This is a genomic window from Rhodococcus sp. (in: high G+C Gram-positive bacteria) (genome assembly GCF_049299235.1).
Lineage (GTDB): Bacteria > Actinomycetota > Actinomycetes > Mycobacteriales > Mycobacteriaceae > Rhodococcus.
The window spans coordinates 1-9,250 of record NZ_JBAQXC010000223.1 but is presented as its reverse complement, the minus strand read 5'-3'; the positions used below and the strand labels follow the sequence as shown (position 1 = coordinate 9,250).

General features: G+C 67.8%; 8 protein-coding genes. 6 read left to right on the top strand and 2 right to left on the bottom strand.

What is annotated here, in order from left to right:
- Positions 1-50 precede the first annotated feature (50 nt).
- The gene (locus WAX14_RS12910; RefSeq protein ID WP_422628458.1) at positions 51-911 is read right to left on the bottom strand and encodes a class I SAM-dependent methyltransferase; all 861 of its coding nucleotides are present in this window, start codon (positions 909-911) and stop codon (positions 51-53) included.
- 167 nt (positions 912-1,078) lie between these two features.
- On the opposite strand from WAX14_RS12910, the gene WAX14_RS12905 reads away from it, so the two are divergent.
- The 3 genes from WAX14_RS12905 to rpsA all read left to right on the top strand — a co-directional run bounded on the left by WAX14_RS12905 (position 1,079) and on the right by rpsA (position 4,981).
- Positions 1,079-2,647 (top strand): LVIVD repeat-containing protein, encoded by a 1,569-nt coding sequence (locus WAX14_RS12905; RefSeq protein WP_422628457.1) that lies wholly within the window; start codon positions 1,079-1,081, stop codon positions 2,645-2,647.
- Entirely contained in the window at positions 2,644-3,279 is a 636-nt protein-coding gene (locus WAX14_RS12900; protein WP_422628456.1) for a DUF305 domain-containing protein, read from the top strand. The genes WAX14_RS12905 and WAX14_RS12900 overlap by 4 nt, the downstream gene beginning before the upstream one ends.
- A 241-nt stretch (positions 3,280-3,520) precedes the next feature.
- Entirely contained in the window at positions 3,521-4,981 is a 1,461-nt protein-coding gene (gene rpsA, locus WAX14_RS12895; protein WP_422628455.1) for a 30S ribosomal protein S1, read from the top strand.
- Between the two features lie 130 nt (positions 4,982-5,111).
- On the opposite strand, the gene WAX14_RS12890 is transcribed toward rpsA, so the two are convergent.
- Positions 5,112-5,360: a hypothetical protein gene (locus WAX14_RS12890; RefSeq protein ID WP_422628459.1), complete on the bottom strand. Its 249-nt coding sequence runs from the start codon at positions 5,358-5,360 to the stop codon at positions 5,112-5,114.
- A gap of 288 nt (positions 5,361-5,648) precedes the next feature.
- On the opposite strand from WAX14_RS12890, the gene WAX14_RS12885 reads away from it, so the two are divergent.
- From WAX14_RS12885 to WAX14_RS12875, 3 genes are all read left to right on the top strand, one after another.
- Positions 5,649-6,785: an LLM class flavin-dependent oxidoreductase gene (locus WAX14_RS12885; protein WP_422628454.1), complete on the top strand. Its 1,137-nt coding sequence runs from the start codon at positions 5,649-5,651 to the stop codon at positions 6,783-6,785.
- A 95-nt stretch (positions 6,786-6,880) separates the two neighbouring features.
- Complete coding sequence (coaE, locus tag WAX14_RS12880; protein ID WP_422628453.1) at positions 6,881-8,095, top strand: dephospho-CoA kinase; 1,215 nt, start codon at positions 6,881-6,883, stop codon at positions 8,093-8,095.
- Positions 8,096-8,291: 196 nt separating this feature from the next.
- The gene (locus tag WAX14_RS12875) at positions 8,292-9,143 is read left to right on the top strand and encodes a pentapeptide repeat-containing protein (protein ID WP_422628452.1); all 852 of its coding nucleotides are present in this window, start codon (positions 8,292-8,294) and stop codon (positions 9,141-9,143) included.
- Positions 9,144-9,250: the final 107 nt, after the last annotated feature.

The window sequence follows — 9,250 nt, the reverse complement described above, 5'->3', positions numbered from 1 at the left end:
GACGGTGTGCCTTTTGGGCCCCTGGAGGGGCCCAAAAGGCACACGGTCCATCACTTACGGCTGCAGAAGATCGCGGTACCCGGGAAGATTGCACCGCGCAGCGGACTCCACTGACCCCACTCGCGATCCAGATGCTCGGGCCACTCCGGCTCGACGATGTCGTACACCTCGAAACCCGCCGCGACGAGTTCGCGGAGTCGGTCACCGACGGTGCGGTGATGCTCGACGTATGTCGGGACCCCGTCGTCGTCGACCTCCACATACGGGGTGCGATCGAAATACGGGAACATCGCCACCAATCCGCGCTCACCCGGATCGTCCGGGAAGATCCACCGCATCGGATGGTTCACTGCGAACACCCATCGTCCGCCCGGTCGCAACACCCGCGCGACCTCACTCATCACCCGCGCCGAATCGGACACGAACGGCACCGCGCCGAACGCCGAACACACCACGTCGAAGCGTGCGTCCGGGAACGGTAACTCCTCGGCGCCGGCCTGCACGAGCGGCACCCGCGGCCCACCGCGTTCCATCGCTGCCGCCCCGCGAGCAAGCATCCCGATCGACACATCCAGGCCGACGGCCCGGGCGCCCTGCCCGGCGAGCCAACGCGCACAGGGCGCCGAACCGCACCCGATCTCGAGCACGTCCTTCCCGGCGATATCACCGAGCAGACGCACGTCGCCCTCGTGCAGTCCCTCCGGGCACCACACGAACTCGCCGTCGGTGGAGTCCACGCCGAGGAATTCGCCGTGGGTGCGGTGATAGTCGTCGGCGTCGGCATCCCACCACGCTCGGCTCGCGCGTTCACTCTCACGCGAACCCACCCGCGCTCTGCCCGCCTTCGACGTACCGAGCAGGGCATTCGCGGTCGCGTGACGATCGTCGGACGGGAAGGCGGCGTCGGGCATGGTTACAGCCTAGGGCTCGGGCAATCGGAACCGGGGCGGGTGCCGGGTCAGGCCGAATCGCCGCGATGTGACCGTATCGACATTGACCTAAGGTAGTGACGACACGCACACTTTCGTCTCGATCCGGGCAGTCCGCGCCCGGCGCGGAACGGTCGGGGGGAACGGTCATGACGTGGGGAACAAGGGTCCGAGGCCGCCGCGCGGCACTCGTCGCCGCACTGGCGCTCGCGCTACCGATGGGAGTCGCCACGGCCGGACCGCCGGCACCGGCCCTGTCCGGGGTCGTGCGTGCGTCCGGTGCCGTCGGAACAACCGCGGCCACGCCCGCCGAGTGCGCTCCGGGGTCGAATCCGGAATCGGGACTTCAGGGGGACGTGCCCGCCGCAGACCGCGACAACGGCCGCAGCACGCACGGCTACGACTGCAACATCGACCGGATCGGTGGATTCGCCGGTGACGGCGCCGGCATCGTCTCGGCGAGCTACGACCACTGCGCCTACCTGGGCAGCCTGTTCCCGGCGAGCCTCGTCGGTCCGTCCACCGGCGTGCAGGTCGTCGATGCCTCCGATCCGGCGAACCCGGTGCCGACCGTGCGCCTGACCGAACCGGCGATGGTCGCCGGAACGTGGGAGAGCCTCAAGGTTCATCCGGGCCGGAAACTCCTCGTCGGTACCGGGGTTCCCCTGAACTTCGGGGGTGGCCTGCTGTCGGTGTACGACATCTCGGACTGCGCCCATCCGCGTCTGCTCAACCAGGGGGCGGGCACCGACCTGCGGATGCCGCTGCCGATCACCGCGCACGAAGGCGGATTCTCACCCGACGGGCAGACGTACTGGTCGACGGGCAACGAAGGCGTGCTCAGTGCGATCGACCTGGCCGACCCCGCGAACCCGAGGGTGATCTGGCAGGGGTGGATGGGGATGTCCGGGCACGGATTCGGGATCAGCCCGGACGGCAACCGCCTGTACCTGTCGAACAACTTCGGTGGCCTCACAGTGTTCGACACCAGTGCGGTCCAACGTCGCGACGTCAACCCGCAGGTACCGCAGGTTTCCACCATGTCGTGGACCGACGGTTGGGCCACACAGCACAGCATCCCGGTCACCTACGGCGACCACCCGTACCTGTTCACCGTCGACGAAGGCGGTTCGGGCGGGGTCAAACTCATCGACATCGCCGACGACACCCGACCGGCCATCGTGAACTCGATCAAGCTCGAGATCAACCTGCCGGAGAACATCGACAGTCAGATCGCGTCGGGGACGGGCGGTTCGGCATTCGCGTACGAGTCGCACTACTGCGCCGCGGACCGTCCCGTGGACCCGACCGCGCTGGCCTGCGGATGGACGTCCTCGGGTGTCCGGGTGTTCGACGTCAGCGATCCGTTCGAGGTGCGGGAGATCGCGTACTACAACCCACCCGCGATGACCGACCGGAACCTCGAACGTCCGAACTCGTCGCACGCGTGGGCCTCACTGTTCGGGTTTCCGCTGCTCAGCGGGCCGGCGGCACTGCAGGCCGCGATCGGCGGGCAGTTCGATCCCGCTCAGGCGCAGTCCTCGCGCAGTGGCATGCTCGTCGGTGGCGACCTGTCCACCGATTGGTGCTTCTCACCGCCGGAATGGCGCGGCAACGAACTGTGGGTCAGTTGCTCGGACAACGGATTCATGACACTGCGCTTGAGCGACGACGTGTACACCCCGCCCGCGAACCAGCAATCCACGATCGGGTCATGAACGCAGGCACCGCGATGCGCGGCCTCGCCGCGGCCGCGGTCGTGGTGTTTCTGCTGGTGGTCGGCGCCGCACTGCGACCACTCGTGATTCCCGAGACACCGCAGCCCGCGACGCCGGTCCTCGGTGCGGTGGAGATCGGATTCGTTCAGGACATGGCGGCGCACCACCAGCAGGCACTGCAGATGTCCGCGCGGTTGTCGCCGGACGTCGATCCCGCCGTCGCCACGCTGGCCCACACGATCGATCGGACGCAGCGCTACGAGCTCGGCACGATGCTCGGCTGGCTTGCTCTCGCGCAGGCACCGCCCACCAATCCGCATCCGATGCAGTGGGACGGCGGCCACACGCACGGCGGGACCGCCGACCAGGTCGGCACCCTCATGCCGGGAATGGCCACACTCGACGAACTCGACGCCTTGTCTGCCGCGCGCGGCCGGGACGCGGAGGTCCTCTTCCTGCAGTTGATGCAGCGGCACCATGCGGGGGCCGTCGCGATGGCACGAGCCGCCACCGGTCGACTCGCCGGAGGTACCGTCGCGCAGTTCGCGCGCGGAACGATGCAGGAGCAGAGCAAGGAGGCGGGGTTGATGACCCTGCTGCTCGAGCAGCGTGGCGCCGCCCCACTGAGCTGACGTGGTCGCGACCGGCCACTCGGGGGCGGTGTGGAGTTCGGGCGCACCGACGACCGGGTTTGCCGGGGTAGCGCCCGTGCGCGTAGCCTTGACCACGCGAGTGCCCGCTGTTCGATCTTCGCAGTTCGATGGGCAGGTGCCCGCGGCGGAATCTGCGTGTCGTTCACATCGCTGTGCGATCCGTCTTGCCCGACCGAACTTTAACCAACCGACTATCAACCCGTCCGGAGCAACTCAACACATGGCCTCCACCACCGTCACCTCGCCGCAGGTAGCCGTCAACGATATCGGCTCCGCCGAGGATTTCCTCGCCGCCATCGACGCCACGATCAAGTACTTCAACGATGGCGACATCGTCGAAGGCACCATCGTCAAGGTCGATCGCGACGAGGTGCTGCTCGACATCGGTTACAAGACCGAAGGCGTCATCCCGTCCCGCGAACTCTCCATCAAGCACGATGTCGACCCCAACGAGGTCGTGTCGGTGGGCGATGAGGTCGAGGCCTTGGTTCTCACCAAGGAGGACAAGGAAGGTCGCCTGATCCTGTCCAAGAAGCGTGCGCAGTACGAGCGCGCGTGGGGCACGATCGAGGAGCTCAAGGAGAAGGACGAGGCCGTCAAGGGCACCGTCGTCGAGGTCGTCAAGGGCGGCCTGATCCTCGACATCGGCCTGCGTGGCTTCCTGCCCGCGTCGCTCGTCGAGATGCGTCGCGTCCGCGACCTCCAGCCGTATGTCGGCAAGGAGATCGAGGCCAAGATCATCGAGCTCGACAAGAACCGCAACAACGTCGTTCTGTCGCGCCGCGCGTGGCTCGAGCAGACCCAGTCCGAGGTTCGCAGCGAGTTCCTGCATCAGCTGCAGAAGGGCCAGGTCCGCAAGGGCTTCGTGTCCTCCATCGTCAACTTCGGCGCGTTCGTCGATCTCGGCGGTGTCGACGGCCTCGTGCACGTCTCCGAGCTGTCCTGGAAGCACATCGACCACCCGTCCGAGGTTGTCGAGGTCGGCAACGAGGTCACCGTCGAGGTTCTCGACGTCGACCTGGACCGCGAGCGCGTGTCCCTGTCGCTCAAGGCCACCCAGGAAGACCCGTGGCGTCAGTTCGCCCGCACCCACGCGATCGGTCAGATCGTGCCGGGCAAGGTCACCAAGCTCGTTCCGTTCGGCGCGTTCGTCCGCGTCGAGGAGGGCATCGAGGGCCTGGTGCACATCTCCGAGCTGGCCGAGCGCCACGTGGAGGTTCCGGACCAGGTCGTGTCCGTCGGCGACGATGCGATGGTCAAGGTCATCGACATCGACCTGGAGCGTCGCCGCATCTCGCTGTCGCTGAAGCAGGCCAACGAGGACTACACCGCCGAGTTCGATCCGTCGAAGTACGGCATGGCCGACAGCTACGACGACCAGGGCAACTACATCTTCCCCGAGGGCTTCGATCCCGAGACCAACGAATGGCTCGAGGGCTTCGAGAAGCAGCGTGAAGAGTGGGAGTCCCGCTACGCGGAGGCCGAGCGTCGTCACAAGATGCACACCGCTCAGATCGAGAAGATGGCCGCCGACGAGGCTGCCGAGGCCGAGGCCGGCGTCTCGTCCTCCAACTACTCGTCCGAGTCCGGCGCGGAGACCGTGTCGGAGCAGGCTGGCGGTTCGCTCGCCAGCGACGCCCAGCTCGCTGCGCTGCGTGAGAAGCTGTCCGGCAACGCCTGACATCTAGATTGCCCGAGTGGCCCCGCACCGATCATGGTGCGGGGCCACTCGCGTTCATGGAGCCGATCGGTATTCGGGCGGCCGTCTGTGCCGGGTGGATCCGCCTCCGGTCGGACCGGACTCTCGACTGTCAGTTCACGGCCGGAGTGGCCCACTGGGTGGGCAGTGCTGCGGCGCGCTTGCGGATCGAGGCCCGGCTGTGCCGGGCGTTGGTGAGCAGCATGGTGAACCACGTGCGACGGTGCGCGGTGAGGGCAGCGGCAACCTCGGGGATGAGGATGCAATGCACACCGTTTTCCATGCCGAGGCGATGCCGACCGGGCAGTGGTTGAGAGGCGGGCAGTGGTTGAGAGGCGGGCAGTTGTTGAGAGGATTGCATAGCCTGCCTTCTCGGATGTCGGGATCGGTGGTCGAATGGTTCGCACCGACGATAGCGGACGTCCCGCCGGGAACTGTGACATTCCGCCGCAGGTGAGAGGGTGTGTTTCGCCTTCGGATCGAGTTGCGACCCCGTTGTGATCGCGTTGTGATCGCGCTGTGATCGATAAGGCGGCGCACGATGACCCGGGTGGGCCTGTCGGATCCGATGGCTGGCGAAACCGGGAATATCGAGGTCCCTCCATCGTTAAAGTAGTTGACTACTCAAATAAATGCGGAGGTATCAGCAGTGCAATTCGGCATCTTCACCATCGGCGACCTGACCCCCGACCCCACCACTGGCCGTACTCCGACCGAGCACGAACGCATCACCGCGATGACGCGGATCGCCCTCGCGGCCGAGAAGGCCGGACTCGACGTTTTCGCGACCGGTGAGCACCACAACCCGCCCTTCGTGCCGTCCTCGCCGACCACGATGCTCGGCTGGATCGCCGCGAAGACCTCGACGTTGCAGCTGTCGACCGCGACGACCCTCATCACCACGAACGATCCGGTCAAGATCGCCGAGGACTTCGCGATGCTGCAGCACCTGTCGGGTGGCCGCGTCGACCTGATGCTGGGGCGCGGCAACACCGGCCCGGTCTATCCCTGGTTCGGCAAGGACATCCGGCAGGGTATTCCGCTCGCGATCGAGAACTACCATCTGCTCCGACGCCTGTGGCGCGAACCCGTCGTCGACTGGGAGGGGCAGTTCCGCACCCCGCTGCGCGGATACACCTCGACGCCGGCACCACTCGACGGCACCCCACCGTTCGTCTGGCACGGCTCGATCCGATCCCCGGAAATCGCCGAGCAGGCCGCGTTCTACGGCGACGGCTTCTTCCACAACAACATCTTCTGGAACAAGGAACACGTCCAGCAGATGATCGACCTGTACCGCGCCCGGTACGAGCAGTACGGCCACGGCGCAGCCGACCAAGCCGTCGTCGGACTCGGCGGTCACGTCTTCATGGACACCACCGAGAAGGAGGCCGTCCGCCGGTTCCGGCCGTACTTCGACAACGCGCCGGTCTACGGGCACGGACCGTCCCTCGAAGAGTTTTCGGCGTCGACACCGCTCACCGTCGGAACCCCCGAGCAGGTGATCGAACGCACCCTCGGTTTCGCCGACTACGCGGGTGACTACCAGCGGCAACTGTTCCTGATAGATCACGCGGGCCTGCCGCTCGACATCGTGCTCGACCAGATCGAGATCCTCGGTCGCGAGGTCGTGCCGGTGCTACGCGCGGAATTCGAACGTCGACGCCCCGCGCACGTACCCTCCGATCCACCCACACATGCCGCGCTGGTCGCGCAGGGCCCGGACTCGCCCCAACGTCGTGTGGTCCCGACCCGGATAGCCCAGTCCGCAGCAGCCGACCGGTGAGACATGGCCGTCGTCGACGTCGCCGCATGAGGAACCGTCGGCCCCGGGCGGCAGTCGGCTTTCCGGGGTCGAGGTGAGGATGCGAGACTGTCGGCGTGCTGAGATTGGGGTTGACCGGAGGAATCGGTGCGGGCAAGTCGACGGTCTCGAAGGAGCTCGTCGCATTGGGGGCGGTGCTCGTCGACGCCGATGCCATTGCCCGTGAGATCGTCGAACCCGGCTCCGACGGGCTCGCCGAACTCGTCGACGCGTTCGGCGACGACATTCTGTCGCCCGACGGGTCGCTCGACCGTCCGGCGCTCGCTGCGAAGGCCTTCGCCAGCGACGACGCGCGGGCCGTCCTCAACGCCATCACGCACCCGCGGGTGGGGCAGCGCACCGCCGAACTCGTTGCCTCAGCCCCTGCGGACGCAATTGTGGTGCAAGACATTCCGCTGCTCGTCGAGGGCGGCATGGCGCCGGTGTTCCATCTCGTCGCGATCGTGCACACCGACGAGGCCGAACGGATCCGCCGGCTCGTCGAACTGCGCGGCATGCCGGAGGCGGACGCCCGTGCCCGCATCGCCGCGCAGGCCCGCGACGACGAACGCCGCGCCGTCGCCGACGTGTGGCTCGACAACAACGGCGACGAGGCCACGCTGGTGCAGGCCGTCCGGTCCCTGTGGGCGGATCGGCTGGCTCCGTTCGAGCGGAACCTGCGGACCCGGACCCCGGTACGGGTCGGGCCGCACCCGATCCCGGCGCGCGAGGACTGGTCACAGCAGGCGCAGCGCCTGATCGCACGCCTGGCCGTCGTCGCCGGAGGCGCCGCATCACGCATCGACCACATCGGTTCGACCGCAGTTCCCGGCCTCGACGCCGTCGACGTCGTCGACCTACAGATCACCGTCCCCGACCTCACCGCCGCCGACAGCCTGACCGAACCGCTCGCAGCGGCCGGTTTCCCTCGGATCGAGCACGTCGAGAACGAAGACCCCAAGCCGGTGTACAGCGCCGGCGGCGAAGCCGATCCGGCGGTGTGGGCGATGCGTCTGCACGGCGGCGCCGACCCGGGTCGGCCGGTGCATGTCCACGTGCGTATCGACGGCTGGCCGGGACAACAGTTCGCGTTGTTGTTGCGGGACTGGTTGCGCGCCGACCCCGACGTCGCGGCGGAATACGCCGGGCTCAAACGCGAGGCGGCCGCGGCGGCAGCAGGACTGCCCGACGACGAGGCCGCGGCGGCCTATTATGCGGCGAAATCGCCCTGGTTCGACCGCGCCCACCACCGCGCCTACGAATGGGCGGAGAAGACCGGCTGGTCCGCGTAGAGGCGGCGTCCGGCCGGGTTCGTGGCTCGGCCGCTACAGTGAGCGCAGTGATTCGCATATCGTCTCTGTGACCCAGGCCGTCCGTCGTGGCCGTGCGTCCCGCGTCCGCGGGACGGTGATTCCGTGTGTCCATCGTGGGAACCCGATGTCGGGTTCCCGGCTCCTGACACATATCGGATTCACCCTTGGAGCACTCATGGCCACCTCATCCCACCTTTCCGCACCCGCCGGGCGCGAGCATCTACGCGCCGACTGCAGCCGTTGTTTCGCGCTGTGTTGCGCCGCCTTCGGCTTCACCCGATCCACGGACTTCGCCGAGGACAAACCGGCAGGAACACCCTGCCGGCATCTCGGCGCAGACCACTCCTGCACCGTCCACGACGGACTCCTCGCCCGGGGCTTCCGAGGTTGCGCGGCCTTCGACTGCTTCGGCGCAGGACAGGTCGTCTCGCAACGCGTGTTCGGCGCGGCGGGACCGCACCCGGATCCGCGCACGATGCGACAGATGTTCGCCGTCTTTCCGATCGTGAAGCAACTGCACGAGATGATCCGGCACCTGTACGAGGCGCAGGACCGCACCTACGACCCGGACACCGCACGGGCCGCCGGTGACCTCGCCGCCCACCTCACGGAACAGGGGTGCGGTGACGCGGCCGCGCTGCTTTCCATCGATACGGAGACGCTGCACTCGCAGGTCGCCGCGATCCTCGTCGATGTCAGCGCCGAGGTGCGGGCCGCGTACTTCGCCGACGGCCGCGGCCCCGATCCTGATCTCACACCCAGGGCGGACCTGGCCGGAGCGGATCTGAGATCACGCCGACTGTGCGGCGCCGACCTGCGTTCCGCGTGTCTCATCGGGGCGGACCTGCGGGGTTGCGATCTGACCGCGACCGACCTGCTCGGCACGGATCTGCGCGGCGCACGGCTCGACGATGCGGATCTGTCGTCGGCGCTGTACGTCACCGGACCGCAGCTCGCCGCGGCCCGGGGCGATCGGCGGACACGGGTGCCCGCGACCCTGACCTCACCCGCACACTGGCCGGGGTGACCGGACCGGGCGGGGTCTCACCGCCAGGAGACGGGCATCCCGAGCGCGGACAGCCACGCGTCCAGGTCGTGGCCGTGTGCGGCGATGCCGTCCACGGCCCGCAACGC

Coding starts and splice junctions, on each gene's coding strand:
- WAX14_RS12910 (WP_422628458.1), bottom strand. CDS start 911: ATGCCCGACGCCGCCTTCCCGTCCGACGATCGTCACGCGACCGCGAAT.
- WAX14_RS12905 (WP_422628457.1), top strand. CDS start 1,079: ATGACGTGGGGAACAAGGGTCCGAGGCCGCCGCGCGGCACTCGTCGCC.
- WAX14_RS12900 (WP_422628456.1), top strand. CDS start 2,644: ATGAACGCAGGCACCGCGATGCGCGGCCTCGCCGCGGCCGCGGTCGTG.
- rpsA (WP_422628455.1), top strand. CDS start 3,521: ATGGCCTCCACCACCGTCACCTCGCCGCAGGTAGCCGTCAACGATATC.
- WAX14_RS12890 (WP_422628459.1), bottom strand. CDS start 5,360: ATGCAATCCTCTCAACAACTGCCCGCCTCTCAACCACTGCCCGCCTCT.
- WAX14_RS12875 (WP_422628452.1), top strand. CDS start 8,292: ATGGCCACCTCATCCCACCTTTCCGCACCCGCCGGGCGCGAGCATCTA.